The sequence below is a fragment of the Candidatus Thiodiazotropha endolucinida genome (assembly GCF_001715975.1).
GTDB classification, from domain to species: Bacteria; Pseudomonadota; Gammaproteobacteria; order Chromatiales; family Chromatiaceae; genus Thiodiazotropha; species Thiodiazotropha endolucinida.
The window spans coordinates 1-26,691 of sequence record NZ_MARB01000016.1; the positions used below are offsets into that span (position 1 = coordinate 1).

General features: G+C 51.7%; 27 protein-coding genes and 2 tRNA genes. 12 read left to right on the forward strand and 17 right to left on the reverse strand.

Annotation, left to right across the window (positions count from 1 at the left end; genetic code table 11):
• Nucleotides 1-97: 97 nt before the first annotated feature.
• From CODIS_RS13605 to CODIS_RS13635, 7 genes are all read right to left on the reverse strand, one after another.
• Nucleotides 98-190: transfer RNA gene (locus CODIS_RS13605), tRNA-Ser, on the reverse strand.
• Between the two features lie 219 nt (nucleotides 191-409).
• Nucleotides 410-592 (reverse strand): carbon storage regulator CsrA, encoded by a 183-nt coding sequence (gene csrA, locus CODIS_RS13610; RefSeq protein WP_069126133.1) that lies wholly within the window; start codon nucleotides 590-592, stop codon nucleotides 410-412.
• Nucleotides 593-793: 201 nt separating this feature from the next.
• Nucleotides 794-2,023 carry an aspartate kinase gene (locus CODIS_RS13615; protein WP_069126136.1) on the reverse strand — a complete coding sequence of 410 codons (1,230 nt, stop codon included), beginning with the start codon at nucleotides 2,021-2,023 and terminating at the stop codon, nucleotides 794-796.
• Between the two features lie 107 nt (nucleotides 2,024-2,130).
• Nucleotides 2,131-4,764, reverse strand: a complete 2,634-nt coding sequence (alaS, locus tag CODIS_RS13620) for an alanine--tRNA ligase (protein ID WP_069126377.1) — start codon at nucleotides 4,762-4,764, stop codon at nucleotides 2,131-2,133.
• Nucleotides 4,765-4,982: 218 nt separating this feature from the next.
• On the reverse strand, nucleotides 4,983-5,384 hold the full coding sequence (locus tag CODIS_RS13625; RefSeq protein ID WP_235615225.1) for a regulatory protein RecX: 402 nt from the start codon (nucleotides 5,382-5,384) through the stop codon (nucleotides 4,983-4,985).
• Nucleotides 5,385-5,425: 41 nt separating this feature from the next.
• The gene (gene recA, locus CODIS_RS13630) at nucleotides 5,426-6,454 is read right to left on the reverse strand and encodes a recombinase RecA (RefSeq protein WP_069126139.1); all 1,029 of its coding nucleotides are present in this window, start codon (nucleotides 6,452-6,454) and stop codon (nucleotides 5,426-5,428) included.
• Nucleotides 6,455-6,698: 244 nt separating this feature from the next.
• Nucleotides 6,699-7,916, reverse strand: a complete 1,218-nt coding sequence (locus tag CODIS_RS13635; RefSeq protein ID WP_069126143.1) for an MFS transporter — start codon at nucleotides 7,914-7,916, stop codon at nucleotides 6,699-6,701.
• 98 nt (nucleotides 7,917-8,014) lie between these two features.
• On the opposite strand from CODIS_RS13635, the gene CODIS_RS13640 reads away from it, so the two are divergent.
• The 5 genes from CODIS_RS13640 (at nucleotide 8,015) to CODIS_RS13660 (ending at nucleotide 12,409) form a co-directional block, all read left to right on the forward strand.
• The gene (locus CODIS_RS13640; RefSeq protein WP_069126147.1) at nucleotides 8,015-8,917 is read left to right on the forward strand and encodes a LysR family transcriptional regulator; all 903 of its coding nucleotides are present in this window, start codon (nucleotides 8,015-8,017) and stop codon (nucleotides 8,915-8,917) included.
• Nucleotides 8,918-9,128: 211 nt separating this feature from the next.
• Complete coding sequence (locus CODIS_RS13645) at nucleotides 9,129-9,761, forward strand: riboflavin synthase (protein ID WP_069126151.1); 633 nt, start codon at nucleotides 9,129-9,131, stop codon at nucleotides 9,759-9,761.
• Between the two features lie 361 nt (nucleotides 9,762-10,122).
• Nucleotides 10,123-10,437, forward strand: a complete 315-nt coding sequence (locus CODIS_RS13650) for a cupin domain-containing protein (protein WP_069126158.1) — start codon at nucleotides 10,123-10,125, stop codon at nucleotides 10,435-10,437.
• 23 nt (nucleotides 10,438-10,460) lie between these two features.
• Nucleotides 10,461-11,366 carry an ATP adenylyltransferase family protein gene (locus tag CODIS_RS13655; protein WP_069126165.1) on the forward strand — a complete coding sequence of 302 codons (906 nt, stop codon included), beginning with the start codon at nucleotides 10,461-10,463 and terminating at the stop codon, nucleotides 11,364-11,366.
• Between the two features lie 533 nt (nucleotides 11,367-11,899).
• Nucleotides 11,900-12,409 carry a SprT family zinc-dependent metalloprotease gene (locus tag CODIS_RS13660; protein ID WP_069126168.1) on the forward strand — a complete coding sequence of 170 codons (510 nt, stop codon included), beginning with the start codon at nucleotides 11,900-11,902 and terminating at the stop codon, nucleotides 12,407-12,409.
• Between the two features lie 7 nt (nucleotides 12,410-12,416).
• Here the strand turns inward: CODIS_RS13660 and CODIS_RS21760 are convergent, their stop codons facing one another.
• Nucleotides 12,417-12,737, reverse strand: a complete 321-nt coding sequence (locus CODIS_RS21760) for a GIY-YIG nuclease family protein (RefSeq protein ID WP_083220766.1) — start codon at nucleotides 12,735-12,737, stop codon at nucleotides 12,417-12,419.
• A gap of 280 nt (nucleotides 12,738-13,017) precedes the next feature.
• Here CODIS_RS21760 and soxX point away from each other — a divergent pair, with 280 nt between their 5' ends.
• The 4 genes from soxX (at nucleotide 13,018) to CODIS_RS13685 (ending at nucleotide 15,375) form a co-directional block, all read left to right on the forward strand.
• Nucleotides 13,018-13,389: a sulfur oxidation c-type cytochrome SoxX gene (gene soxX, locus CODIS_RS13670; RefSeq protein ID WP_069126175.1), complete on the forward strand. Its 372-nt coding sequence runs from the start codon at nucleotides 13,018-13,020 to the stop codon at nucleotides 13,387-13,389.
• Nucleotides 13,390-13,442: 53 nt separating this feature from the next.
• Nucleotides 13,443-14,282, forward strand: a complete 840-nt coding sequence (soxA, locus tag CODIS_RS13675; RefSeq protein ID WP_069126178.1) for a sulfur oxidation c-type cytochrome SoxA — start codon at nucleotides 13,443-13,445, stop codon at nucleotides 14,280-14,282.
• 63 nt (nucleotides 14,283-14,345) lie between these two features.
• Nucleotides 14,346-14,678: a SoxXA-binding protein gene (locus tag CODIS_RS13680; RefSeq protein ID WP_069126184.1), complete on the forward strand. Its 333-nt coding sequence runs from the start codon at nucleotides 14,346-14,348 to the stop codon at nucleotides 14,676-14,678.
• A gap of 25 nt (nucleotides 14,679-14,703) precedes the next feature.
• A complete protein-coding gene (locus tag CODIS_RS13685; RefSeq protein ID WP_069126185.1) occupies nucleotides 14,704-15,375 on the forward strand; it encodes a rhodanese-like domain-containing protein in 672 nt (223 codons plus the stop codon).
• A gap of 300 nt (nucleotides 15,376-15,675) precedes the next feature.
• On the opposite strand, the gene CODIS_RS13690 is transcribed toward CODIS_RS13685, so the two are convergent.
• The 9 genes from CODIS_RS13690 to thrS all read right to left on the reverse strand — a co-directional run bounded on the left by CODIS_RS13690 (nucleotide 15,676) and on the right by thrS (nucleotide 23,260).
• A tRNA-Pro gene (locus CODIS_RS13690) sits at nucleotides 15,676-15,752 on the reverse strand.
• Nucleotides 15,753-15,805: 53 nt separating this feature from the next.
• Nucleotides 15,806-16,165: a MerR family transcriptional regulator gene (locus tag CODIS_RS13695; protein ID WP_069126187.1), complete on the reverse strand. Its 360-nt coding sequence runs from the start codon at nucleotides 16,163-16,165 to the stop codon at nucleotides 15,806-15,808.
• The gene (gene ihfA / locus CODIS_RS13700) at nucleotides 16,143-16,445 is read right to left on the reverse strand and encodes an integration host factor subunit alpha (protein ID WP_069126189.1); all 303 of its coding nucleotides are present in this window, start codon (nucleotides 16,443-16,445) and stop codon (nucleotides 16,143-16,145) included. Before ihfA ends, CODIS_RS13695 begins: the two co-directional genes overlap by 23 nt.
• Nucleotides 16,446-16,456: 11 nt before the next feature.
• Complete coding sequence (gene pheT / locus CODIS_RS13705; RefSeq protein WP_069126194.1) at nucleotides 16,457-18,835, reverse strand: phenylalanine--tRNA ligase subunit beta; 2,379 nt, start codon at nucleotides 18,833-18,835, stop codon at nucleotides 16,457-16,459.
• A 15-nt stretch (nucleotides 18,836-18,850) separates the two neighbouring features.
• Nucleotides 18,851-19,879, reverse strand: coding sequence for a phenylalanine--tRNA ligase subunit alpha (pheS, locus tag CODIS_RS13710; RefSeq protein ID WP_069126196.1), 1,029 nt, complete (start codon nucleotides 19,877-19,879; stop codon nucleotides 18,851-18,853).
• 253 nt (nucleotides 19,880-20,132) lie between these two features.
• Nucleotides 20,133-20,492, reverse strand: a complete 360-nt coding sequence (gene rplT, locus CODIS_RS13715) for a 50S ribosomal protein L20 (RefSeq protein WP_069126198.1) — start codon at nucleotides 20,490-20,492, stop codon at nucleotides 20,133-20,135.
• Between the two features lie 22 nt (nucleotides 20,493-20,514).
• Nucleotides 20,515-20,712, reverse strand: coding sequence for a 50S ribosomal protein L35 (gene rpmI / locus CODIS_RS13720; RefSeq protein WP_069126201.1), 198 nt, complete (start codon nucleotides 20,710-20,712; stop codon nucleotides 20,515-20,517).
• 45 nt (nucleotides 20,713-20,757) lie between these two features.
• On the reverse strand, nucleotides 20,758-21,321 hold the full coding sequence (gene infC / locus CODIS_RS13725) for a translation initiation factor IF-3 (protein WP_470260667.1): 564 nt from the start codon (nucleotides 21,319-21,321) through the stop codon (nucleotides 20,758-20,760).
• A gap of 22 nt (nucleotides 21,322-21,343) precedes the next feature.
• Nucleotides 21,344-23,260, reverse strand: coding sequence for a threonine--tRNA ligase (thrS, locus tag CODIS_RS13730; RefSeq protein WP_069126204.1), 1,917 nt, complete (start codon nucleotides 23,258-23,260; stop codon nucleotides 21,344-21,346).
• Between the two features lie 848 nt (nucleotides 23,261-24,108).
• Here thrS and CODIS_RS13735 point away from each other — a divergent pair.
• The 3 genes from CODIS_RS13735 (at nucleotide 24,109) to CODIS_RS13745 (ending at nucleotide 26,676) form a co-directional block, all read left to right on the forward strand.
• On the forward strand, nucleotides 24,109-24,732 hold the full coding sequence (locus CODIS_RS13735; protein WP_069126207.1) for a class I SAM-dependent methyltransferase: 624 nt from the start codon (nucleotides 24,109-24,111) through the stop codon (nucleotides 24,730-24,732).
• A 1-nt stretch (nucleotide 24,733) separates the two neighbouring features.
• Nucleotides 24,734-25,591, forward strand: a complete 858-nt coding sequence (locus CODIS_RS13740; protein ID WP_069126211.1) for an SDR family oxidoreductase — start codon at nucleotides 24,734-24,736, stop codon at nucleotides 25,589-25,591.
• A 155-nt stretch (nucleotides 25,592-25,746) separates the two neighbouring features.
• Complete coding sequence (locus CODIS_RS13745) at nucleotides 25,747-26,676, forward strand: hypothetical protein (RefSeq protein ID WP_069126213.1); 930 nt, start codon at nucleotides 25,747-25,749, stop codon at nucleotides 26,674-26,676.
• The last annotated feature ends 15 nt before the right edge of the window (nucleotides 26,677-26,691 follow it).

Below are 26,691 nucleotides of genomic sequence, written 5' to 3' on the forward strand. Positions count from 1 at the left end.
GCGTCCTGCGACGCTTCGCGTCTGGTCGAACGAAGGGTTCTAATCAAAGCCTCCCTATCCGCCATATAAAAAGGGGCCCAGTGGGCCCCTTTTTATATGGCGGAGAGAGAGGGATTCGAACCCTCGATGGAGCTATTAACCCCATACTCCCTTAGCAGGGGAGCGCCTTCAGCCGCTCGGCCATCTCTCCGGGTGTATTTGATTTTGGATGCAGTCAAACCCGTATGGGTGACTTTTACATCTTTTCAGGATTGAGGTGGCCTCAAGGTTTGGGACCCTGGTTCCCCTGATCCTTCAAGGTGCTGAGATTGTACAGATTTCTTCTTCCACAAACAAAAAAACTTTACCTTCCATGGCAAAGTTATTTATTGGGATTAAGGCTTGTCGTTTTTATTCAGACCAGACGCCTCTAGGACGACTCTTCCGACTGCTCTCTTTTTATACGTTCGTAGATCTCTTCCCGGTGTACGGTCACATCACGCGGCGCATTGACACCAATACGTACTTGATTTCCTTTAACACCTAATACAGTAACCGTAACCTCATCTCCAATCATCAGGGTTTCGCCGACACGGCGAGTAAGTATTAACATGTCCAGTCTCCATGTTGTTCCTTGAGTTTTTGGCAGGCTTCGATTCTGTAACAATTCAATCTCAGCACCGCCATTGCCAACCAAGCCTCCGTATAATACGGGACTGGTAGCTCTATTTTAGCAACTGGACTATGGGTAAAAAAGGGAAAATACGACTCAAAATACCTGTTTATAGGGCCTAAATGCTCTTAATCCCGATTTTTAGGATTGTACTTCTTTCTCCAGCTCAAATGCCTCGTGCAGCGCCCGAACACCCAGTTCGAGATATTTTTCATCGACCACCACAGAAATCTTGATTTCAGATGTGGATATCATACGGATGTTGATACCTTCGTCAGCAAGTGCCTCAAACATCTTGCTGGCGATCCCCGCATGGGAGCGCATACCGACACCCACCAGGGAGATCTTGACGATCTTGTCATCTGCCAACACTTCGCGTGCGCCCATTTCATCGGCTGTCTGCTGAAGAATATCCCTGGCACGTTTAAAGTCGACCCGATTCACGGTGAAAGTGAAATCTGTGCGCCCGGTATCGTGAGAGATGTTCTGAATTATCATGTCGACTTCGATATTCTGGCTCGATATTGGGCCAATTATTTTATATGCCACGCCCGGTTGATCCGGAACCCCGAGAATGGTCAGCTTCGCTTCGTCGCGATTGAATGCAATACCGGAAATCTTCACCTGTTCCATGTTCTCTTCCTCAAAGGTAATCAGTGTGCCGTCGCCCTCTTCGAAACTGGACAGGACACGTAGGGGAACATTGTATTTGCCTGCAAATTCGACGGCACGTATCTGCAGCACCTTGGAACCGAGGCTGGCCATCTCCAGCATCTCTTCGAAGGTGATGCGCTCCAGCCGCCTGGCCTTGGGTTCAACTCTGGGATCGGTTGTGTAGACACCATCAACATCGGTGTAGATCTGACACTCGTCAGCTTTAAGGGCAGCGGCCATGGCAACTGCCGTCGTATCCGATCCGCCTCGGCCAAGTGTGGTTATGCTGCCGTGTTCATCGACACCCTGAAAGCCGGCGACCACAACCACCCGGCCCGCCTCAAGATCCGCACGAACACGGGCGGCATCGATATCGCGTATGCGCGCCTTGCTGTATGCGCTGTCAGTGAGAATGTGCACCTGTCCACCGGTATAGGAACGGGCAGGACATCCAACCTTATGCAAGGCCATGGAAAGCAGCGCGATCGTGACCTGCTCGCCTGTGGAGACCAATACATCCATCTCCCTGGGATCAGGTGCCTTATCGATCTCTCCTGCGAGTGAGATCAGCCGGTTGGTCTCACCCGACATTGCGGAGACAACCACCACAACTTGATCACCTCTGTCTCTGTATCCCCTGACCTTGTTCGCAACGGCCATGATTCGCTCAATCGAGCCGACAGAGGTGCCGCCATACTTCTGCACAATCATTGCCATGACAGTTTTAAACCCCAAATATCCAAGCACCTAAAAAAGCTGCACATTAAACACCAAACCGGCCCACAACGGAACCAAATATTGAATCCGATTTAACGTTGAGACGATTATTCCAGACCCAGTTGCTTCCTGACCCAGGGCTCTACAATTTCCAGGGCTTGTGGAAGTGCAGCGGGATTACTGCCTCCCGCCTGCGCCATATCCGGCCTTCCACCACCCTTGCCGTCAACCTTTTCTGCAGCCAGTTTCACCAGATCCCCCGCCTTCATCTGCGCGGTAAGATCCTTGGTCACACCTGCCACCAATGAAACCTTGCCCCCTGTTGTCGCAGCCAACAGAATAACCGCAGTGCCAAGTTTGTTTTTCAGTTGATCCATGGTCTCGCGCAGTGATTTGGCATCGGCACCATCCAGGTTGGCCGCAAGCACCTTCACCTCACCCACTGAAACAGCGCCTGCTGCCAGATCAGTGCCTGCGGCACTGGCGAGCTTCCCCTTCAGCTGCTCCAATTCCTTCTCCAGTTTACGGTTGCGAACGAGGATCTGCTCCAGCTTGTCCTCGATCTCATCGCGTCCTGATTTGATCATTTCAGCGATCCGCTGCACCCGCTCTTCGTCCGCCTCCATCCATTCAACAGCTCGTTGACCGGTTATCGCTTCGATTCGACGCACACCGGCGGCAATGCCACTCTCTGCTGTAATCTTGAAAAGCCCGATGTCCCCCACCGCATTGACGTGGGTTCCACCGCAAAGCTCGGTGGAAAAATCACCCATGCTCAGCACCCGTACCTGATCCGCATACTTCTCGCCGAAGAGCGCCATGGCGCCGGATGCCTTTGCCTGATCCAGGGACATGAGTTGAGTTGCAACCAGGTGATTGTGGCGTATCTGAAGATTTACCAGTTGCTCGATCGACTGCAGTTGTTCACGAGTAATGGGTTCGAAATGGGAAAAATCGAATCGAAGTCTCTCCGCATCGACCAGCGAACCCTTCTGAGTTACATGTTCGCCCAGTTCCCGGCGCAGTGCTGCGTGTAATAGATGGGTTGCCGAGTGATTGAGCGCAGTGGCCTGGCGGGTATAGGCATTGACCTGTGCAGTCACCTTGTCGCCAACAGCGAGGATGCCTTCCTCAAGCTTGCCGATATGAGCAAAGAGTTCACCGCCCTGTTTTAGTGTATCGTCCACTTCGAACAGCAGGCCATCCCCTTCGAGGACACCTTGATCACCCACCTGACCACCGGATTCGGCATAGAATGACGTATTATCCAGAAACACCATGCCGGACTCCCCCTGCTGCAGTGCACTGACCGACTCGCCATCACGCAGCAGAGCGACGACCCTCCCCTGTTCCTCAAGGTGATCATAACCGGAAAACCGGGTCTCCTCTTCCAACCCCAGGTCGACATTCGCCACTACGCCGAATTGACTCGCGGCCTGGGCTCGTTCTCGTTGTGCCGACATAGCCTCGTCGAAACCCGACTGATCGATGGTCAATTCGCGCTCGCGGGCGATATCGGCAGTCAGATCCCTGGGAAACCCATAGGTATCGTAAAGCTTGAATACAAGTTCGCCGGGTATAACCTTGCCGTCAAGCTCCTCAATGGCCTCTTCGAGAATCTTCATCCCCTGTTCCAGGGTCTGGGCAAACCGCTCCTCCTCCAGGCGCAGTACCTTTTCTACCTGGCCACGTTGCGACAGCAACTCGGGATAGGCCTCACCCATCTCATCACACAAACAACCAACAAGCTTGTGGAAAAACGGCTCCTTCACGCCCAGCATATAGCCGTGACGAATGGCGCGGCGAATTATCCGCCGCAATACATATCCACGGCCTTCATTGGACGGCAAGACACCATCGGTGATGAGAAAGGCGCAGGAGCGTATATGGTCGGCGATAACCCGCAGGGACTTCTCTTCCAGGTTACTGCAGCCGGTCAACTCAGCAGCGGCCTGAATGAGATGGACGAACAGATCGATTTCATAATTGCTGTGCACCTTCTGCAATACGGCAGCTAGACGCTCCAATCCCATACCCGTATCCACAGACGGCTTGGGTAGCGGTGTCAACACGCCATCGGCATCCCGGTTGTATTGCATGAAAACCAGGTTCCAGATCTCGATATAGCGATCACCTTCCTCTTCCGCAGTGCCGGGCGGACCGCCCCATATACCCTCTCCGTGGTCGAAAAAGATCTCCGAACAGGGGCCGCAAGGTCCGGTATCACCCATTGACCAGAAATTGTCGCTCTCATAGCGCTTGCCCCCCGGCTTGTCACCGATTCTGGTGAAACGGGCGGGATCGATTCCAATCTCGTCGAGCCAGATTTTTGCTGCTTCGTCATCCTCTTCATAGACGGTCACCCACAGCTTTTCTGCCGGCAGGCCGATAGTTTCGGTGAGAAACTCCCAGGCATAGTTGATGGCGTCTCGTTTGAAGTAGTCTCCGAAACTGAAATTTCCCAGCATCTCGAAAAAGGTATGATGGCGAGCGGTATAACCGACATTCTCAAGATCATTGTGCTTTCCGCCTGCGCGTACACAACGTTGAGAACTCGCTGCTCTTTGGTAGTTGCGCTTTTCCCGACCGAGAAACAGATCCTTGAACTGCACCATGCCCGCATTGGTAAAGAGCAGGGTGGGATCATTCTGCGGTACCAAGGGGCTGCTGACGACCACCTCATGTTCGCGATCGGCAAAATAGTCCAGAAAAGCTTGTCGTATATCAGCGCTGGTTTTCATCATGAAGGAAAAAATTAACCGGGAAATAAACCCTAAAAGATAACAGGAACGGAGATAAAAAGCCCGTACCGGTTACATTAAAAGTACATACTCCAGCTATCACCGCCTCGCCGGGAGCGGTAGTGGGTGGAAAAGCCACGCATGCGGAATGTAAGTCACCAATATGGGTCGGCGATGAGGGGGTATTGGATACCCCCTCAGCTGGGGCAAGCCGGTAATCAATCGAAAAGGAATTGACGGATCAGCTCGCCAGGGAAGCCCCGATGTTGAAGAAATCTCGCCTTTCTGACCAGGGTCTTTCGATCCGTGCAGGGTTCGGTGCCGAACTTGGCATCGTGTACCCGTTGCAACAAGGCTGGCCATAGCTCGGCATATCCCTCGAGATAGGTTTCAATCAGCGCCTCATCGATACCGCGCTCACGCAATTCAGCCCTGATGCGCACAGGTCCGCTGCCTCGCTCTGTCCTGCTGGCGATATAGCTTTCGGTGTAACGGTCATCACTCTGCAGACCGGACTCGCTCAAACGCTGCAGGATTGTATCGATTTTGTGTTCCTCGAAATCACGGGATTGCAGTTTGAACCGCAACTCCTGCAACGAGTGTTCACGCTGAGTCAGCAAGCGGATCGCCGCTGCCTCTATCTCCGTATAGCCCGCCTCGTTCAGACTTCGGCCTCGGCGAGTTCTTCCTCACTGTCTTGCGATGGCAGCAACTCCTCCCGGATACGGGATTCGATCGCCTCTGAGATATCGGGATTCTCTTTAAGAAAGTTACGCACATTCTCCTTGCCCTGGCCGATACGGTCGCCATTATAGCTATACCAGGCACCGGATTTATCGATGATGCTCCGTTGAACACCCAGTTCGATGATCTCACCCTCATGGGAGATCCCCTCACCATAGAGGATCTCAAACTGCACCTGTTTGAAGGGAGGCGCAACCTTGTTTTTCACCACCTTGACCCGGGTATCATTGCCCACCACTTCATCGCCCTTTTTGATCGCGCCTGTGCGGCGGATATCGAGACGTACTGAGGAGTAGAATTTCAACGCATTACCGCCGGTGGTCGTTTCCGGATTGCCGAACATCACACCAATCTTCATGCGAATCTGATTGATGAAGATCACCAGGCAATTGGTGCGTTTGATATTGGCGGTCAGTTTCCGCAGCGCCTGGGACATCAATCGAGCCTGCAAGCCGACATGGGAATCCCCCATATCGCCTTCGATTTCCGCCTTGGGGGTCAGGGCAGCCACGGAATCGATGACAACCAGATCCACTGCACCGGAGCGCACCAGCATATCGGTGATCTCCAGGGCCTGCTCACCGGTATCCGGCTGTGACACCAGCAACTCATCCACATTGACGCCCAATTTCTCAGCGTACTGCGGATCGAGTGCATGCTCTGCATCTATGAAAGCGGCGGTACCCCCCATCTTCTGCGCTTCGGCCACCACCTGCAGGGTCAATGTGGTCTTGCCTGACGATTCGGGTCCGTAGATCTCCACAACACGACCTTTGGGCAACCCACCGATACCCAGCGCAATATCCAGGCTCAGGGAACCGGTCGAGATCGCATCGATGTTACGGACTGCACTGGTGTCACCCATCCGCATCACAGATCCCTTGCCGAACTGTTTTTCAATCTGCCCCAGAGCGGCACTCAGCGCTTTTGCACGGTTTTCATCCATTCGGTCAATCCTCATCTGTTGAAATTAAGCGATGCGCCGGACATCCGAGTCCGGCGACCTGTCATGATCGGATGAAATTATCACACAGCCAAAGGCTCACGTCATGAGTCGATGCACAGGGTTTTTAATCCTTCAAAGGCTCGAGAGAAATCTTAGCTACAACGGATATTTTCAACAATTTCTAATTGTTACATTAATCACTTAGAGACACGTTTAGATTACGCCAAACTTCTGCATTCACTATTCAGTCCGGCATGGTCTTGACGACGGAAGAATAGCCGTCAAACACCGGCCTCCGCCTGCCCAACCACAGGGTGATGCTGAAGGTGATACTCAGGATAAGCAACGATCCGGTCACCACCCCCTCCCATTCAGCCCAGCGCCAAAACGGCTCCAGATAAAATCCCCCCAGGGTGGCTCCGGCATAATAGAACATTAAATAGAGTGAGGTTGCGCTGGCACGTGCCCATTGAGCATGGCTGGTAACCCAGCCGGCCGCCAGGGAGTGGGTAAAGAAAAAGCCAAGGGCATTGATAAAAAAACCGGCGATGATGACAATCAGATTGGGTATCAGGGTCAATAATGTACCAGCCATAAAAATCACGATGCCCACGCCCATTGCTCCGGTTTGAGATCGGTTTTTCACCAGTCGGCCGGATATTGAAGCCGCCAAGGTGCCTGTAAGATAGGTCAGGAAAAACAGGCCCAGCCAGTCAGAGGATAGACCATAGGGCTCATCCGCCAGAACAAATGTGACATAGCTGTATTGGTTGACAAAGATAAAGAAATTCAACCCTCCGATGAAGCAGGCGGCAAGAATCATCGGATTGCGAAGATGCAGCATGAGGTCGTTTCTAACCTGGTGGAACCGAAACGGCCTCGCTACAAAACGCTGCGATGCCGGCATCATGCGAAACACCAAAAACAGACAAACCAGATCGAAGGCGCCGAGGAAGAGAAAACTGCTCCGCCACCCCCACTCCGCCGCAACCAGGCCACTGATCAGTCGGCCTGCAACGCCTCCCAGGGTGTTTGCACCGATATAGATTCCGACGGCCAGCAACAAGGCCTTTGATTCAAACTCTTCACCCATATAGGCAAGCGCGGCGGCAGGCAGCCCGGCAATCAAAGCCCCCTGAATGCATCGCAATATCAGCAGACTGGTGTAATCGGCGGCGAATGCGGTTGCGACCGTCACCAGACACAGCAACAGCAGAGTGAAAAGAATGACCACTCGGCGGCCTATTGCATCGGAGAGAGGTCCGAAGAAGAGCAGGCAGACTCCCATCGACAGGGTCGCAACGGAGAGGCTCAGGGACGCCTCAAGGGAGTCTATGTCGAAGTCAGCACGCAATACCGGCAACAACGGCTGAGTGATGTAGAGATTGCTGAAAACCATCACCGAACCGATACAGAGTGCCAACGTGGCGTACCAGAATTTCGGTGTATTGCATTGAATCATGTTCGCCTGAAACGGTTATGACTGGAGTATATTGAGCCTAACCCCGATTTAACTATAATAAAAATATATAATTTATATAGTTTTCATTCGATTTATATATGGATATTAAGCAACTGACCTATTTCAAGGCTGTATGCCAGTATGGCGGATTTAGCGCAGCAGCCCGTCGACTGCACATCGCTCAGCCCGCCATCAGCATCGCTATGCGCAAACTCGAGGCAGAGCTGAATCTTACCCTGCTGCATCGCAGCGATCGCCAGATCACCCCGACGGTAGAGGGTGAGGTGTTGTTGGGCCATGCCATCCGCATCATCGAAATGTCAGAGGCTGCTGAGCTGGAGATGCGCGAACTCCGGGGGCTGGCAAAGGGAGAGATGCGCATCGGGATCCCCAGCATGTTGGGTTCCTACTATTTCCCCCCGATACTCATGGGGTTCAAGCATCGCTATCCGGCGTTGAGTCTCTCCGTCTACGAACAGGGCACCCGCCGTCTGCAGGATATGATCAGGACAGGCGAACTCGACCTTGGTGTGGTGGTTGCGGATCCACCCCCGGAGGATCTGGAAACCCGCCTGCTAACCCGTGAAGAGATGGTTGTCTGTGTACCCAGAGAACATCCGCTCGCGGCACGCAGCAGTATATGCATGGAGGAGTTCTTCAGTCATGAACTGGTGGTCTTCAAGACGGGCTATTTCCTGCGCGAGTTCATCGATCGTTACAGTCAGAAACGCAGTCTGCCACCGAAAATAGCCTTTGAAACCAATCTGATTCCTCTTACCAAGGCGATCGTGCGCCAAGGCTTTGGCATTACCACCTTTTTACGCATGGTGGTCGAGCAGGATACACAGAACGATCTGGTGGCGGTTCCATTCGACGAACCGGTATTTCTCGATCTCTCGTTGGCGTGGAAAAAGGGGGGATATCTGTCAAGGGCGAACCAGGCATTTATCGACTTTGTTCTAAGCCAGACCAAAGACATGAAACACCACTTGCCGCAATGACCGCCTCAGGCAATCCGATGCGATCACATCTGTCTGGCGATATGGGAGTTTAGATTCTACTTCGTCATAAGCTGCTTTGAACTGCACAACCCGGGATAGAGGGTTGGTATACTTATAGCTTATCCTGTGTACACCGGTAATCTTAGCGGGCGACACGCCCTCTTCATACCGCCAGATAATATTTTCTTAATCGTGAGTAGTAACTAAATTTATGTTTACAGGTATTGTTCAAGGGACCGCAGAGGTTGTCGACATCAAAAGGAAAGAGGCATTCCGTACCTATCGGATACGCATGCCTTCGACCGCGCTGCAGGGTCTGAAGCCGGGAGCCTCGGTGGCGCACAATGGCTGTTGCCTAACAGTGGTCCGCATCGAGGGTGACCTGGTAGATTTCGACCTGATGCAGGAGACGCTGCATGCCACCAACCTCGGGGCGGTTGATATCGGGGATCGGGTCAATTTTGAACGGGCCGCGCGTTTTGGCGATGAGATCGGCGGACACGCCATGTCCGGACATATCCTTTGCACAGCGGAAGTCGTCAATATTGAGCGTAGTGAAAACAATTACCGTATACGGTTCAAACTGCCGCCCCAATGGCGTCACTACATCTTTACCAAGGGTTATATCGGCATCGATGGCATCAGCCTGACAATCGGTCGGGTAGTGGACGAACAATTCGATGTCAATCTGATTCCGGAAACCCTGCAACGCACCAACATCGGCACACGCAAAATCGGTGATCATGTGAATATCGAAATTGATCCCCAGACACAGGCGATTGTCGATACTGTGACCAACTTACTACCGGATCTTTTACAACGGCTCAATCTGCCAAATGATTGACTTGCGGTTTTCTTGGCACTCCCCCAGAACGGATATGCTAAATCCGGAATGAATGCAGGCCGCAAATGAACGCCAATCACCGCAAAATACTGCAAATAGGAAACTGCCTTGTTGAAGTAGAAATTATTGCAATAAGCGAAATTCCATCGATGCAAGAAACCTTGTAAATACCCGCCACATGAGCCCGGGTATTCATGTGCGATGTGGTTGCTTGTAGAATTGCAATACCATTTGCGTCAATTTTGCGGTGATTGGCGTTCATTTGCGGCTAAATAATATATTGCCAGTCGATTGATTGGATTCAGTACAATATTTCAATGCACATGATTTGGTGAAGCCCATTTGAACGGATAGGTGTCATATGCAAATCGAACATTGGAATGAAACCGTTGAAGGTGACATAAGCGAAGCTGCAATGTGCCGTAAGTTCGAGGCGCGGGGCTATAATGTCACACGTTACGTCTATCCTCCCGGCACATTCTTCCCGCCCCATCAACATGCCGTCGATAAGATAGATGGCGTGCTGTCTGGCCGTTTCAGAATGAGCATGGACGGTCACTCATTCATACTGGAAGCAGGCGACTGTCTGCAAGTCCCCAGGGGGGTCATCCATTCCGCCGAAGTCATAGGCGAACAGCCGGTGATCAGCATCGATGCGGTGAAAACGGGTACATAACAGACGATGGCTGCAAGAAGCTGATGTCACAGTTACTGGAATCCGGGAGCCTGTGGAAGAAGATTCGCACACGCACAGAATCAGCCATCGCCAAAGGTGTGCTTCACTCCATTCCGACAGATTTCCATATCGTGCAACAGGGTGGACTCGAGTTTATGGTGCGCGTTGCGCATAACCTGAATCGCAAAGCACTGGACAAAGTAAAACAAACCGCCATTCCTTCAAGTATCCTTCCCAATCCTTTCCTGCCACCGGAACCTGAGATGACGGTTGCGGATATTACATCGACCCATCTCTCGGTACTGAATAAATTCAACGTTGTCGAGAACCATCTACTGATTGTGACCCGTGATTTTCAGCATCAGGAGCAGTTGCTGACCCTTGATGATTTCGAAGCGCTTTGGATCTGCCTGGGGGAGTACCCTTCACTCGGTTTCTATAATGGGGGTGCGGCAGCCGGCGCCAGCCAACAACATAAACACCTGCAGCTGGTTCCACTGCCGCTCAATCAGGGACAATCCGGCACCCCGTTTGACACTCTCTATAACAATGCCCCACAGGGGGAGGCATTGCATAGCCTGAAGCAACTCCCATTCCTGCATTGCTGGTCCCGATTGCCGGGTGAACTCGCCGACAACCCCTCGGCGGCGGCCAAACTGACTCTGTCCCGATATCTGCAGATGTTGAAACGGGTTGGAATCAATATTGTGAAAAATGCAGATGGTGACTATCAATCCGTCCCATACAACCTGCTGCTGACGCGAGACTGGATGCTTTTGGTGCCCCGCTCGCAAGAGCACTATCATGGCATATCGATTAATGCACTGGGGTATGTGGGATCACTGTTTGTAAAGGAACCGATTGAGCTTGAAACGGTAAAACGTAAGGGACCGATGAACCTGCTGGAGGCAGTGTCAATTGCCGCTTGAGATAGTCAGCGGTAATAGCGACAGTTGAGTTGTCTTAGGGCCTGTTAACACTAATCCAATACGCCCTGTTGTGCCTGAAAAAGCGCCAATCAAGGCGCACCCCAAGGGCACTTCCTTCGGGGCGCAACCCGAAGGGCTGGGGCTGTTTTTGCGCCCAGCGGCGTTATCATTCGCTCATGTAGCATAACTACACCTCGCTCATTCTGCCTTGCTGGACACAAAAACAGCCCCAGCAGGGCGTATTGGATTAGTGTTAACAGGCCCTAATTGCCATAACACCCAGCGACTCGACAATGTTGGCAGAGGGAGTGGGAAAGGCACGGATGAGAGAGACCAGCAATGAGGCCTGATAGAGAATTGCCTGGCGTGTTGGCGCGTCTGCGGCTCCCACGCTCTGATGAAGAAGCCATACACCTTATGTGATACCCTCTGCCTCTGAATCCAGGGGCATTCACCCCTCTTCAATCATTAACCTTCCCCCTGTTGGATACGCTTAATCCTGTATCTTGTGGGTTAATTAGGAATGCGTCTCAATGCAGAGCGATCTACTGCAATCTCTTGTGAGAAAGAAAACCGCAGATCTGCTCCGGACCGGCTGCCGATATTTCGACCTCGGTATCGAGTATCCCGAGGTCTGGTTTGACCTGATTGGCAAGACCGCCGGCATGGTGCTGTTTCCGGCAAAGGGCCGAAGCATCATTCGTTACAACTTGCCACTGCTCATGAGATACCGGGAGGCGTTCATCGATGCCACTGTACCCCACGAAGTCTCACACCTGATCGCCCGTGCATTGCACGGGCCACGAATCAAACCCCATGGTACAGAGTGGAAAAAGATCATGAAGCTGTTTCATGCTTCACCGGAACGCTGTCATAATTTCGATACGGAACAGGCGGGGGGGAAGAAGCTACGCTATTTTGATTACCGTTGTGACTGCCGGGACCATCGCTTGAGCGCCATTCGTCACAACAGGATCATACAAGGCACCATCTACCTCTGTAGACATTGCGGCTCTCGGATAGGGCCTGTTAACAGGCCTTAAAATAGACTCAAATCTGACTTACCGCAGGCTTATTGTCAGATCGGCACCTCTCATTTCCAAAAGCTGACCCTTCGATTATCTTTCGTTTCTGCGCCAGACTCATTCGCTTAATCTGATATTCTCGGCGCAGTGCATCGCCATGACATCTCACCCCCTCAGCAAAGACAAGTTCAACCGGGGTGCGTCCTCGGGTATATTTAGCGGCAGTGCCACTGTTGTGTTGCGCCACGCGTTTCTCAAGATCCTTGGCTATGCCCGTATAGAGGGATCGATCAGAGCATTGCAGTATGTAGACATACCAGGATTGGGGGTCATTCCTCTGCGTCATCGGATGAACTTGGGCCCGTTAGGAGTGGTAATTGCATTCATATTATACAAAAAACCTGTTTTTCCACAGGTGATACCGGGGTAAACCATAACCTTTTTCACCATTTTCTGGACTTTACACGGCCTTGTTATAAAGATAACAATGCTCAATGCCTAAAAAACGTCCTAAAGAGGCACAGGCAATCAAGCGACTTGTTGTACAATACTTACACGAGATATCAGGCATTACCGCCTAAATAACAACAGGTTAGAACCACATTCACCCCCATCTGGAGGATACGATGATTGGTAATACCAAAAAGTGGATAGGAATGGCCGGCGCGATCAGCGTCCTAGCCGGTCAGTTTCTGGTCTCCCCTGCAATCTTCGCCGAAGGAGGCAATGCTGTCGCGGAGGGAAAGAAGATTTCATTTGACAGAAAAAAAGGGAATTGCCTCGCATGCCATAATATTATTGGCGCACCTTCACCGGGTAACATCGCGCCCGCACTGGTCGCAATGAAATCCCGCTTTCCGAAAAAGGAAGATCTGCGCATGCAGATTTGGGATGCAACCATCAAGAATCCCGAATCGGCCATGCCCCCTTTCGGCAAACACGGAATCCTCTCCGAAGCTGATTTCGAAAAAGTCGTCGAGTACATCTGGACACTCTGAGTGTTTCCGCGATTTTTACCCCAGACAGCAACTCCTTTGAGGATTGAAAGATCATGAAACAACTATTTCGTCAATTAACCGCAATGGTTATAAGCTGTTGCTTTATCACTGCAGCACAGGCAACAACCCCCGAGGAGGACCTTAAGGCCTTCCAGAACTTTTATAAAAAACGTTTTCCCAATGTAGAGACTACCGACTACATCAACGGCGCCTATTCTATCGATCCGGTGGGCCGGGAAAACTGGGAGGCCATCGAAGAGTTTCCACCCTATGAACCATTCATCGATGAAGGCCAGGCCATATGGGAAAAACCTTTTGCCAACGGCAAGACCTTCAAGGACTGCTTTCCGGATGGTCCTGCCCTTGGCGGCAAATACCCACGATGGGAAAAGGAAAAAAGCATGGTCATGACCCTGCCCTTGGCACTCAACAATTGTCTCGAGGCAAACGGTGAGAAGCCCATGAAATATAAGAAGGGGCCAATCAATGACATCCTCTCCTATATCGCATTTGAATCACGCGGTCAGATCACCAATGTGGAGATTCCCACTGATGATCCCGGCGCCCTTGCGGCCTATGAGTCGGGCAAGAAGTTCTACTATACCCGCCGCGGCCAGCTCAATTTCGCCTGCGCTCACTGCCATCTGCAGAACGCCGGCATGATTCTGCGAACCGAGATCCTCAGCCCCGCGCTTGGGCACACCACCCACTTCCCCGTCTATCGTTCCAAATGGGGTACCGTAGGCACACTGCATCGTCGTTTCACTGGCTGTAACAAGCAGGTCCGTGCAAAGCCTTTCAAAGCCCATGGTGAAGAGTATCGCAATCTCGAATACTTCCTTACCTACATGAGCAACGGACTACCGTTAAACGGACCTGGCGCCAGAAAATAGCAACCGCTATCAGCTAACTGCTAACTGCTAAAAAAAGATTTACGCGATCGGAGTAAAAAAACGATGCACAAAAAATCAGTTCTCTTTTCAAGTTTGCTGGTCTGGATATTAGGTTCAGGCCTTGCAACCACATCGATGGCAGATGAAGCCTCTGCCGAAAAAGTAAAACAATTGATTGAAGCCGCGGATGAAGCCAGAAAACAGGCCGCCAGTGTTAACGGTGAATGGCGTGACACGGGTAAAATGATCAAGAAGGCAAAGGAATTGTTAAAGAAAGGCGATTTTGTGGCAGCCGCCAAGCTTGCCAACAAGGCCGCCAAACAGGGACACTTGGGTTATGAACAGGCAATGTCCCAGAAAGATCTGAAAATGCCCTCTTACCTACACTACGAATAATGGCTAACGCCTGGAGGAAGACATAATGAAGTTTGTCAAAGCACTCATGCTTACCGCACTTGTCAGTGGCGTTGCATTCTCGTCCCAACTACTTGCGGCCGATGGCAATCAGATCACTCCCGGTCTGCAATCCGTTGAAGTGACACATAGCGGCGAAAAGGTGATCATCACACGAGCGTCCGACAAAGGCGCGAAGATCCCCGGTACGTTCGCCAAGGTTTCACGCCACTGCCCTCCCTTCTGTATCCAACCCGCGACCGTCGCAGCCGGTGTGGAAACAGTAGGCGAACTGGAGGTTCTCGGTTACCTGAAGAGAATTGGAGACGGTGATCGCAAGGTTTTGGTAATCGACTCCCGTACCCCGGACTGGATTATCCGCGGTACTATTCCCGGGTCGGTCAATATCCCCTGGAATAAGATCAACGTGGATCTTCAAGGCACCTTTGAAGTTGCAGCAGAAGCAGAAGGCGTACACGACATATTGGTCAATCAACTTGGGGTTCAAGATGTCAAAGGCAATCTAGACTTCCGCAACGCCAAGACCCTGGTGATGTTCTGTAACGGCAGCTGGTGCCCGCAGTCGTCCACCAATATTAAAACCCTGATCAAGCTGGGATACCCTACCTATAAACTAAAGTGGTATCGCGGCGGTATGCAGGATTGGGTCAGCCTGGGACTTACCACCGTCAATAAATAGCCCTGTTATTTTATCAACCTAGGTTATGAGGCTGCCGTAAGGCAGCCTTTTTTATGCAAGCCGCAAATGGACGCGCATCACCGCAAATATACGCAAATTGATTTTGATGATATTTCGCAGAGTATTGGGCAGCAGCCATTCACATCCTCATACCAATAGCGAAAATTTGCGGTGTTTCGCGTTCACTCGCGGTTAAGAAACAATGGCGCCCTGATAGTGGATTGATGTTGTTCGGTCACCCCAATCGGGGAGCAGAAGGGCAGAAAAAAGGGCTACCTGAGACAGGTAACCCTTATTATTTGGTCCGGGCGGGGTGATTCGAACACCCGACCCCTACAACCCCATTGTAGTGCGCTACCAGACTGCGCTACGCCCGGAAAGAGCGGCAATACTAGGCAGTTAATCGGCCTATGTCAATCTGAGACGGGCTTTATCTTTTAAGGATTTGCAGAACTTCTTCGAGTTCACTACGTAACTGCTTGACGATCTGCTGGCTCTGCTGCAGATCCTCCTTCGCTGTATCGCCGGAGAGCTGCTGTCGCGCACCACCGATGGTAAACCCCTGCTCATACAGGAGACTGCGAATCTGCCTGATCATAAGCACATCATGGCGTTGATAGTAACGTCTATTGCCGCGCCGCTTGACAGGTTTCAGTTGCGGAAACTCTTGTTCCCAGTAACGCAGTACATGGGGTTTCACCTGACAGAGGTCACTGACCTCACCAATGGTAAAATACCTTTTACCCGGAATTGCGGGTAGATCTAGATTACTGCTGCTCGGATCCAGCATAGGCTTCCACTCGTGCCTTTAATTTTTGACCGGGTCTGAAAGTAACCACTCTACGTGCGGAGATGGGGATCTCCTTTCCGGTTTTGGGATTACGCCCAGGTCGTTGTTTTTTCTCACGCAGATCGAAATTTCCGAATCCGGAAAGTTTGACCTGTCCCCCTCTTTCAAGAGATTGACGGATCTCCTCGAAGAACATCTCCACCATCTCTTTGGCCTCACGTTTGTTCAGACCAAGCTCATCGAAGAGCCTGGCGGCCATGTCTGCTTTTGTTAATGCCATCTCCGTCTACCCTACTCTCTAAGATTTGCACCTAAATCATCGCCCAGACGGCTTAACACCGTAGCGACCACATCATCAACTTCTTTATCAGTAAGGGTGTGTGATTTTTCCTGTAAAATCAATCCCAATGCGAGACTTTTTCGTCCCGAATCTATGTTTTCCCCAGTATAGACATCAAATAACAGTATGTCTGTAATTATTTTGCCTGATACGTCACGAATGAGATTCCTGATTGACTCGAAAGTGACCGATTTGTCGACAACAATGGCGATATCCCGTCTGATCGAGGGATATTTGGAGAGACTTTCAAAGGCCGGGAGCCTCCCTTGCGCCAGATTATCCAGTTTGATTTCGAATACAAAGGTGGCGCCGTTGAGATCGAGCTGTTTCTCGATTTCAGGATGTAACATCCCAATCATGCCGACTTTTTCACCCAATATGGCAATTTCAGCGGTCTGGCCCGGGTGAAGCGCCGCATGTTCGGCTGCCGCGAAACTGATCCCATCCTGCTGTCCGGTGAGTGAAATAAGCGCCTCAATATCCGCTTTGACGTCATAGAAATCGCTACGCCGGCTCTCGCCGCCCCACTGCTCCGGAATGGCGTCTCCCGAGACCAGGCCACCCAATACGCGTTCCTGCCTTATTTCACCATCCTGCCGGTAGAAACAGAGCCCGGTTTCAAAGATCCGCACCCGCTGCTGCTGCCGTGACTGGTTGTGACGGGCCGTTTGCAACAAACCCGGCCAGGTTGATGTGCGCATCACCGACATCTCCGCAGAGATCGGATTGGCCAGACGGATACCGCTCTTTTGCGGATCGACCAGGGCTTCAATCTCGGGGCTGACGAAGCTGTAGGTAATCACCTCCTGGTAGTCGCGACCGACCAACAGCAGCTTGGCCCGATGCAGATCGAAATCGACTTCGGGCCGGTCATGCATCTCCATGGCGGAGAGTCCGCGATTGGTCGGGATGCGCGCATAACCGTAGATACGTCCAATCTCTTCGATCAGGTCCTCCTCGATGGCGATATCGAAACGGCAGCTGGGGGCCTTCACCTGCCATCCCTGATCCGTCTTTTCCAGTTCCATCTCAAGACGGGCAAGGATGTCGCTCACTTCGTCGGCTGCTATCTCGACTCCCAGAACCTTGTTGACCCGCTGGGTTCTCAGCTCGATAAGTGGGCGCTGCTCGATCTGCTCCTCGTTTGTCACTTCCACCACCGGGCCAGGTTGGCCACCGGCAATTTCGAGCAGCAGTTCGGTCGCACGCTCCATGGCCTTTGCCTGGAGTTGTGGATCGACACCGCGCTCAAAGCGATGAGATGAATCCGTATGCAGGCCATAGCTTCGGGCCTTGCCGCTGACGGCTATAGGGGCGAAAAATGCACTCTCCAAGAGGATATGACGGGTCGTATCACACACTGCAGAGTCATCCCCCCCCATAATCCCTGCCAACGCCACCGGCTGTTGCGCATCAGCGATCACCAGCGTCTGGTCATCCAGTTCGATCTCCTGACCACCGATCAGCACCAGTTTTTCACCCTGTTCCGCCATGCGGACACGGATCTTCCCGTCTATCCGTTCCAGGTCAAATCCATGCATCGGCTGGCCCAGTTCAAGCAGCACATAGTTGGTGACATCCACCACGGGCCCCAGGCTCCGGATATCGCTGCGGCGCAGTCGCTCCCGCATCCACAGGGGGGTCTCCGCATTGACATCCACATCACGCACAACACGGCAGAGATAGCGGGGGCAGGCGGCATCCGCTTCCAGATCGACTGCGACCCGATCATCGATAGCCGGTGTAACCACCTGCATGACGGGATGGGTTACCGGGCATCGATTGATCACACCAACCTCCCTGGCAATCCCTGCCATACCGAGACAATCGCCCCGGTCCGGCGTCAGATCGACATCGATGGCGCTATCCTCAAGCTGCAGAAAGCGCCTGAAATCCTCGCCAACAGGGGCATCGGCGGGTAACGGCATAATCCCATCGGAACTATCGGCCAGACCCAGTTCACTGGCGGAACAGATCATCCCGAACGACGCCACACCCCGTAGTTTCGCTTTCTTGATCTTGAAATCGCCAGGCAGCAGCGCCCCGACGGTGGCGACAGGCACGCGCATGCCCGCTGCCACATTTTTTGCACCACAGACGATTTGCAGCGGCTCGCCCTCTCCCACATTCACCGAGCAAACACTGAGTTTGTCCGCATCGGGATGTTGATCGCGACTGAGCACCTCACCGACAACCACACCGTTGAATTCGGCGGCCACAGGTTCAACAGAATCGACCTCCAGTCCCGCCATACTTAATTGATTGGCTAACTCCTGAGTGCTTACCGAAGGATCGACCCATTCGCGCAACCATGCTTCACTGAATTTCATGACGCTCTATTCACCCTATGCAAACTGTTTCAGAAAGCGCAGATCGTTTTCAAAGAACAACCGCAGATCGTTGACGCCGTAACGCAACATGGTCATCCGCTCGACGCCCATGCCGAAGGCGTAACCGGTATAGGTTTCACTGTCGATACCAACATGCCTGAACACTTCAGGATGAATCATGCCGCAGCCCAATACCTCTATCCATCCGGTTTGGCCACACACCCGGCACCCTTCACCACCACACATCACACACTCGATATCGACCTCGGCGGACGGCTCGGTAAAAGGGAAATAGGAGGGACGAAAACGTAATTTCAGCTCGCGTTCGAAAAAGCTGCTGAAGAAATCGTAGAGTACGCCTTTAAGATCCGCGAAAGAGACATCCCGGTCAACCAGAAAGCCCTCTACCTGATGAAACATCGGTGTATGGGTAAGATCGGAATCACAACGATAGACCCGTCCCGGGGCGATGATTTTCAACGGTGGCTCACCCTTCTCCATGGTGCGAATCTGCACCGGAGAGGTATGGGTGCGCAACAACAGGTGGGCATCGAAATAGAAGGTGTCATGCATCGCACGCGCTGGATGATGCGCCGGGATATTCAACGCTTCGAAATTGTGGTAGTCATCCTCTATCTCAGGTCCCTCCACCGTTTCGAAACCCGCATGCTCGAATAACCGCTCCATACGCTCCAATGTGCGCGAAACCGGGTGCAGGCCACCCCGTTGCACGCCACGGCCGGGCAGTGTGACATCGATCTTCTCATCGGCAAGCCGTTTACTGAGCGCCTCGCTTTCCAACTCGATCTTGCGTGATTCAATGGCCTGCTGCAGGGCCTGCTTGGCCTTGTTGATCGCCTGTCCCGCCTGTGGCCGCTGCTCGGGGGGCAGTGCGCCGAGTTTTTTCAGCTGCGATGTCAACTGACCGTTTTTGCCCAGGTAGTTGACACGTACCTCATCCAGCAGAGAAAGGCTGTCAGCACCCGCGATCGCAGTCTCAGCCGCCTCGACAAGCGTATCTATATCCAGCGTGGAATCATCCATCTAATAACCTCAAACGAATAATACTTTATAAGTTTTGAGTTATGCGTTTTTTAGTTTCTGCACTCGCTACACTCGCAATGCTGTTTTGGTAACTTAAAACTAAAAAAACTCATAGCCCACAAACTATCAAGGTGACTTCGCACTAAACACTCATCCATGCATGTTTGCGATAAAAAAAGGGAAAAGCCCCAAGGCCTTTCCCTTTTCTGTGTTTACATTCAGGCCGGATTCAACCCGGCCTCACGACATGCACTTAGCTGGAAAGAGCGGCCTTGGCCTGTTCTGCCAGCACACTAAATGCCGTTTTGTCGTTAACAGCCAGATCGGCAAGCATCTTACGGTCGACCTCGATATTGGCCATATGCAAACCGTTGATCATGCGGCTGTAGGAGAGACCGTTTTCACGCGCGCCGGCATTGATGCGGGCAATCCAGAGTGCGCGAAACTGGCGCTTTTTCTGGCGACGGTCACGGTATGCGTATTGGCCCGCCTTGATGACCGCCTGTTTGGCGACACGGTAGACCTTGCTCCGGGCCCCGTAATAGCCCTTCGCCTCATCTAGCACCTTTTTATGGCGGGTGCGTGCTTGTACACCACGTTTTACTCTTGACATTGTTCAGATCCGATTCGTTAACTTAGGCGTAAGGCAACATGCGACGGGCGATTGCCACATCGGATTTTGCGATGGCATTGGGGGCACGCAACTGGCGTTTCCGCTTGGTGCTCTTCTTGGTCAGGATATGACGTCGATGGGAGCAGTTGCGTTTGAATGAACCGGATGAGGTGCGTTTAAACCGCTTGGCCGCACCCCGATTTGTCTTAATCTTAGGCATTGTCTTTAAACTCCGCTATTTGTGACGCTCATCGGCGTCAGAAAGTTACTTTTTCTTAGGACTCAGCACCATCACCATTTGGCGGCCCTCCATGATGGGTTTCTGTTCGATCTGGCCGTAATCGGACAAATCCCGTTCAACCCGTTCAAGAAGTTCCAAACCCAACTCGCGGTGAGCATGCTCACGACCGCGGAAACGCATGGTTACCTTGGTCTTGTCCCCATCTTCAAGGAAACGTATCAGGTTGCGCAGTTTTACCTGATAATCCCCTTCGCCTGTCCCTGGCCTGAATTTGATCTCTTTGATGTGTACCTGTTTCTGCTTCTTTTTGGCGGCCTGCTTCTGCTTCTTCAGTTCAAAAAGAAACTTGCCATAGTCCATGACGCGGCAAACGGGGGGCTCCCCATTCGGCACGATCTCCACCAAATCCAGTGCGGCCTCCTGAGCGGCTTGTTGAGCCTGTTCTATCGAGACAACACCTACCTGTTCACCATCAGCTCCTATGAGTCTTACCTCAACAGCTGTTATGTCATCATTAAGGCGGTGCTTTTTTACAGCAGCGATAACCGGTTCCTCCAAAAAGTCCAAACCCGAAAAGTAGAAAAGCACCGGATCGACCGGTGCTTTACACTCAGCTCACACGTTGCGTAACTTCAGATTTCATACGATCGATAAAAGCTTCGATTGGCATAGCGCCAAGATCTTCACCCCCTCGCGTACGAACAGCTACCGTACCCTCTTCCATCTCCCGATCACCGATGACCAGCAGATAGGGCACGCGCATCAACGTGTGCTCGCGGATTTTAAAGCCAATTTTCTCATTTCTCAAGTCCGATTCGACTCGAAAACCGTTATCGTGCAAGGATTTGAGGCATTTTTTCACATATTCGCCCTGCCGATCGGTGATATTCATCAAAACCGCCTGCACCGGAGCGAGCCAGAGCGGCAGCGCGCCGGCATAGTGTTCGATCAGGATTCCGATGAAACGCTCCAGCGATCCGAGGATCGCCCGATGCAGCATTACAGGCACCTTTTTACTGTTGTCTTCGGCGATATAACTGGCGCCAAGACGCTCAGGCATGGAGAAATCGAGCTGGATGGTACCCAACTGCCAGACCCGGCCGAGACAGTCACGCAGGGAGAACTCGATCTTAGGACCATAGAAGGCGCCCTCCCCCGGATGCAGCTCCCAATCCAGCCCCTGTTGGTTCAACGCCTGTTCAAGTGCTTTCTCAGCTTTATCCCATACTTCATCTGATCCAACACGTTTTTCAGGGCGGGTGGAAAGTATCACCATAACCTCATCGAAACCGAAATCCTTGTAGACTTCCAGCAGCAGATCATTGAAGGCCTGCACTTCTCCGAGTATCTGTTCTTCGCTACAGAAGATATGCGCGTCGTCCTGTACGAAGTTACGCACCCGCATCAGGCCATGCAGGGTACCCGAAGGCTCGTTGCGATGGCAGGAACCGAACTCCGCCAGCCGAAAGGGCAGATCCCGGTAGCTCTTCAGACCGTGGTTGTAGATCTGAATATGCGCCGGACAGTTCATCGGTTTGATGGCGTAGGTCCGGTCATCGGTTTCGGTCGTGAAGATATCGTCGCGAAACTTCTCCCAATGACCCGATTTCTCCCACAGGGTACGGTCGATCACCTGGGGTGTATACACCTCCTGGTAACCGTGATCATTCAACTTATCGCGGATATATTGCTGAATCACCAGGTAGATCCGCCAGCCTTTGTCGTGCCAGAAGGCCATGCCGGGGGCCTCTTCCTGAGTGTGGAAGAGATCCTGGGCCTTGCCTATCTTGCGATGATCCCGCTTCTCCGCCTCTTCCAGCCGGTGCAGATAGGTCTTCAGCTCCTTTTTGTCGCGCCAGGCGGTGCCGTAGATGCGTTGTAACATCTCGTTGTTGGAGTCGCCCCGCCAATAGGCGCCCGCCACCTTCATCAGTTTGAATCCCTTGCCCAGCATGCCGGTACTGGGCAGATGGGGGCCACGGCAGACATCGAACCAGTCACCCTGGCGGTAGACCGAAACCTCCTCGCCTTCCGGGATGAATTCCTTGATGATCTCCACCTTGTATTTCTCACCGATGGAGTCGAATGTCCGTATCGCCTCCTCCCTGTCCCACACCTCCCGCTGCAGCGGCAGATTGCGCTTGACGATTTCATGCATGCGCTGTTCGATCTTCTTCAGATCATCCGGCGTGAAGGCCTCATCGCGGGCAAAGTCATAATAGAATCCATCCTCGATGGCGGGACCGATGGTGACCTGGGTACCCGGATAGAGTTCCTGTACCGCCTGCGCCATGACATGGGCGGCGTCGTGACGGATCAATTCTAGCGCCTCATCGTCACGGCTGGTGACGATGGCAACTTCGCAATCCTTCTCGACTAGAAAAGAGGTATCGACCAGGCGACCGTCGACCCGGCCGGCCAGGGCAGCCTTGGCGAGTCCGGGACCGATATCCGCGGCGATCTCATAGACTGTCACCGCTTGATCGAATTCACGTTGGGAACCATCGGGGAGAGAGATAACGGGCATATTACTTCCTCATCAGTGGTGGCCCATACGAGAGGCCACTTGAAAACTAAAAAAGCCGGCGCCTTGGGGCCGGCCCTATGATGTCGGACAATCCAAATGGACGGATTGTGCAGTCCGGCACGGCCCGTCTCCAGACCATTCGATTCCATATCCATGTTAGTTATCATGAAATCAAAGGCTTATCGGGCAATGCCAATTGCAGGCGAAGTCTAATACAGTCCCACGCGGCAAGTCAAAGCCAGGATACCGGCGGAGAGGACCCCGTCATACTGTCACCATTCCCAACGATTGACAGCCCACCCATCCTGCAAACCGCTTCACTCTTTAATATATGCCCTACGTAGGATATAGCCCACCACACCAAACACCCTGTAAAAGCAGAAACTACTTCCTAATCACCAACACATCAAGAAAACAGTTAAATTTCTGATTCATCCTCGATACCATGTCATCGATGCGCTCTTTCTCCTTTTATTCTCCCAGACTAAAAGCATCAACCTACTAGTCAACAACCAATTTACGAAAAATCCGGAGATAGCAGGCAAGTTGCCCGATCCCTACAAGCAGGGTGCTTTGGTCACATATATGGAAACCTGGATAGATGACTGGTAAGCACATGAGAAAAAGAGTAAATATAAGGACCAACAGGGAGGTTTTTTCTAATCCAACACCTCCCCTTACTGCAACTTGCAGGCAAATTGCAGGATTATTTTCGTGCAGTTTTTATTGGCTGGTTATAAGGCATGTTGCCTGTTGAATACAGAAATAGGTGGGATAGGAGGTAAGTTGCCTTCTACTTCAATGTTATGCACATTACCTTAAGCGGAGGCTAGTAGTAGATAGAAAACATGACTGAGGATTACTGGGGCAGATTTTCCGAAACCTACGACCGGAATCAGGAGTACGTTGTAGGGAGGGAACTCCTCGACGAGATCACCGGCGAGTTGAATCAACTTGCGGAACTGGGTGAAGTAGTGGAGTTCGGTTGTGGTACAGGATACTTCACGGTAGCAATTACCGAGAAGAGTACGAGCGTCCTGGCCACGGACCTCTCGGACAATCTTCTGGAGGCAGCAAAGACTCGTTTGCGGGACCATCCGGAAGTCACAGTTCAGAAAGAGGATTGCCTGGAAACATCGCTTATGCCTGAGTCATGCAACAGCGTCTTCATGGCCAATCTGGTTCACGTGCTCGCGACCCCTGCCAAGGCGCTTGAGGAAAGCAGTCGGATTCTTAGGAGCGGGGGACGGATTGTGATTGTGACATTCACAGGTCACGGTATGAGTCTGTGGCAGAAGATCAAGATGGGCGTGAGGTTCGCCAAGACCTGGGGGAAACCCCCTCCAAACATTCGTTCTTTCTCCCCGGAGGACGTTGAATCTATGCTTCAGGAGACAGGCTTCGTCGTCGAGCAGTCGAAGCTCATTGGCAATCGAACAAAGGCTCTTTTCGTCGTGGGCAGAAAGGGCTGATATGAAAAGAATTTTATTGGCAGGATCAACGGGGTACTTGGGAGTCTATATTGCAAAGGAACTTCAACAACGATCCTGCTTTTTTAAGGCTATTGCTCGAAACCCAGAAAAACTTGAGCAAAATGGTATTAAAGCCAATGAAATGCTTAAGGCTAAACTGACTGATCCAGATTCCATCAAAGAGTGCTGTAAAGGTATCGATATTGTTATTTCAACTGTTGGTATCACAAAACAAAAAGATGGTCTCACCTATATGGATGTAGATTATCAAGCCAATATGAATTTGCTGAAAGAGGCCAAAAAAAGTGGAGTTAAGAAATTTATTTATATTTCAGTCCTAAATGGTGAAAAGCTACGAAATTTAAAAATCTGCGACGCAAAAGAGCTGTTTGTTGAGCAGTTGAAACAGTCAGGGATGAATTATTGTATTGTTCGTCCAAATGGATTTTTCTCTGATATGTCAGAATTTTTTAAAATGGCAAAAAAAGGAAGAATATATCTTTTCGGAAAAGGAAAGTTTAAAGCGAATCCTATACATGGAGAAGATTTGGCATCTTTTTGCGTAGATGCTATCGATAAACCTGATACAGAAGTTGAAATAGGTGGCCCCGAAACTCTCACTCAAAATGAGATTGCATCGATAGCCTTTGAGGTTTTGGGTAATAAACCGAAAATAACTCATATTCCAGATTGGATAAGGATTGCTATCCTCAAACTGGTCAGGTCACTTACTGGAAGCAAGGTTTATGGACCAGTTGAATTTTTCATGACAGTCATGGCAATGGATATGCTTGCCCCTGAATATGGTAAGCACAATTTAAAAGAATATTTTACTAAGTTGAATAGCGCAAATGCATAACAAGCAAATTAAGCGCACACTGCGTTCACTGGACGCACTACGCGCGCCGCTTATTCAAAACGTTCGGCAGCACATATGTCAGGAGAGCAGAGAAATTGACAACATCTCGCCGATTATGGTGGCGTAATTGTGCCCTGCAGGCTGATTCGGAAATCATGTCCATCGATGGAATGGAGGACCGTCTTGCTCCCATTGGCGCGAACGTATCGAAGATTCGGGAACTCATTTCCAGTCTCGAACTGTGCCATCACAAGGCCGATCGATGGGTCTACAACATTGTGGAGGCGATCGGTACAGGAGAGACAGCAAAAGGGTTAGGTTCCCGATTATGCGGTCAACAGCACACCAGTGAAACAGTGTGGCAAAATGTCTGTGCCGCCCTTTCAGTGTGGTGTGCAGGATCCCCGAGTACAAAGGTTGATTTGCCCGTTGGCACCATCCCGGCGGCTCAATTCCTTACTTGCCTTGGGGAGCGTTCGCCGTTGAAAGAGTGGCAAGTACAAAGGGTGATTGAGAAAATCCGCAGTCTGATCCATTGGCCGCGGTCTTGTGAAGATCCAGCAGCGCAGTACGTGTGGATCCTCATGAGCGTGGGCGAGTATGAATTCTCTTACCTTAACCAGTGCCCGGATCAGTATAAGGAACACGAAGATTTCTGGTGGATGACAGTTCACACCATGATTCATGACACTGAAAATGGTGGCAAGGCCGATCTCTCATTGGCCCTCGCCATCGACATGCTTTGGCCATGTCACTGGCGGTTTGTGGAGAATCTCCGAATTGTTCTTGACGCGATTGGCGGGAAGCTCAATCCAGAGAAGCCATTTGCAGCCTGTGGCAGGAACATATCCTTGTTACCGATTCGCCACCGGATGGAGATTGTTTCCAATACCCTAAAGGTCTTTTATAGCGCCGCGGATTCGGACCGGGAAGTGGCTAAAGACTTACTGGTGCTGCTTGGTAAACCTACGGCAGTAAAGAAATGGCTTGCCGCCTCTCTGGACAAGACGATAAGGCTTCAACTGAACCCGCCGGCCGATCTTAGAGCGATTTATGCCTTGTCCGGGCCTGAGTGGATAAAATAAAAAAAATCGGGTCAG

What these genes read in the sequence shown, in the direction of transcription:
- CODIS_RS13640 (WP_069126147.1), top strand. Translation starts at nt 8,015, where the DNA reads ATGGATATTAAGCAACTGACCTATTTCAAGGCTGTATGCCAGTATGGC.
- thrS (WP_069126204.1), bottom strand. Translation starts at nt 23,260, where the DNA reads ATGCCCGTTATCTCTCTCCCCGATGGTTCCCAACGTGAATTCGATCAA.
- CODIS_RS13745 (WP_069126213.1), top strand. Translation starts at nt 25,747, where the DNA reads ATGTCCATCGATGGAATGGAGGACCGTCTTGCTCCCATTGGCGCGAAC.
- csrA (WP_069126133.1), bottom strand. Translation starts at nt 592, where the DNA reads ATGTTAATACTTACTCGCCGTGTCGGCGAAACCCTGATGATTGGAGAT.
- CODIS_RS13680 (WP_069126184.1), top strand. Translation starts at nt 14,346, where the DNA reads ATGCACAAAAAATCAGTTCTCTTTTCAAGTTTGCTGGTCTGGATATTA.
- pheS (WP_069126196.1), bottom strand. Translation starts at nt 19,879, where the DNA reads ATGGATGATTCCACGCTGGATATAGATACGCTTGTCGAGGCGGCTGAG.
- soxX (WP_069126175.1), top strand. Translation starts at nt 13,018, where the DNA reads ATGATTGGTAATACCAAAAAGTGGATAGGAATGGCCGGCGCGATCAGC.
- CODIS_RS13645 (WP_069126151.1), top strand. Translation starts at nt 9,129, where the DNA reads ATGTTTACAGGTATTGTTCAAGGGACCGCAGAGGTTGTCGACATCAAA.
- CODIS_RS13660 (WP_069126168.1), top strand. Translation starts at nt 11,900, where the DNA reads ATGCAGAGCGATCTACTGCAATCTCTTGTGAGAAAGAAAACCGCAGAT.
- CODIS_RS21760 (WP_083220766.1), bottom strand. Translation starts at nt 12,737, where the DNA reads ATGACGCAGAGGAATGACCCCCAATCCTGGTATGTCTACATACTGCAA.
- CODIS_RS13635 (WP_069126143.1), bottom strand. Translation starts at nt 7,916, where the DNA reads ATGATTCAATGCAATACACCGAAATTCTGGTACGCCACGTTGGCACTC.
- rplT (WP_069126198.1), bottom strand. Translation starts at nt 20,492, where the DNA reads ATGTCAAGAGTAAAACGTGGTGTACAAGCACGCACCCGCCATAAAAAG.
- pheT (WP_069126194.1), bottom strand. Translation starts at nt 18,835, where the DNA reads ATGAAATTCAGTGAAGCATGGTTGCGCGAATGGGTCGATCCTTCGGTA.
- CODIS_RS13655 (WP_069126165.1), top strand. Translation starts at nt 10,461, where the DNA reads ATGTCACAGTTACTGGAATCCGGGAGCCTGTGGAAGAAGATTCGCACA.
- rpmI (WP_069126201.1), bottom strand. Translation starts at nt 20,712, where the DNA reads ATGCCTAAGATTAAGACAAATCGGGGTGCGGCCAAGCGGTTTAAACGC.
- CODIS_RS13740 (WP_069126211.1), top strand. Translation starts at nt 24,734, where the DNA reads ATGAAAAGAATTTTATTGGCAGGATCAACGGGGTACTTGGGAGTCTAT.
- CODIS_RS13685 (WP_069126185.1), top strand. Translation starts at nt 14,704, where the DNA reads ATGAAGTTTGTCAAAGCACTCATGCTTACCGCACTTGTCAGTGGCGTT.
- CODIS_RS13615 (WP_069126136.1), bottom strand. Translation starts at nt 2,023, where the DNA reads ATGGCAATGATTGTGCAGAAGTATGGCGGCACCTCTGTCGGCTCGATT.
- recA (WP_069126139.1), bottom strand. Translation starts at nt 6,454, where the DNA reads ATGGATGAAAACCGTGCAAAAGCGCTGAGTGCCGCTCTGGGGCAGATT.
- CODIS_RS13735 (WP_069126207.1), top strand. Translation starts at nt 24,109, where the DNA reads ATGACTGAGGATTACTGGGGCAGATTTTCCGAAACCTACGACCGGAAT.
- soxA (WP_069126178.1), top strand. Translation starts at nt 13,443, where the DNA reads ATGAAACAACTATTTCGTCAATTAACCGCAATGGTTATAAGCTGTTGC.
- CODIS_RS13695 (WP_069126187.1), bottom strand. Translation starts at nt 16,165, where the DNA reads ATGCTGGATCCGAGCAGCAGTAATCTAGATCTACCCGCAATTCCGGGT.
- ihfA (WP_069126189.1), bottom strand. Translation starts at nt 16,445, where the DNA reads ATGGCATTAACAAAAGCAGACATGGCCGCCAGGCTCTTCGATGAGCTT.
- alaS (WP_069126377.1), bottom strand. Translation starts at nt 4,764, where the DNA reads ATGAAAACCAGCGCTGATATACGACAAGCTTTTCTGGACTATTTTGCC.
- CODIS_RS13650 (WP_069126158.1), top strand. Translation starts at nt 10,123, where the DNA reads ATGCAAATCGAACATTGGAATGAAACCGTTGAAGGTGACATAAGCGAA.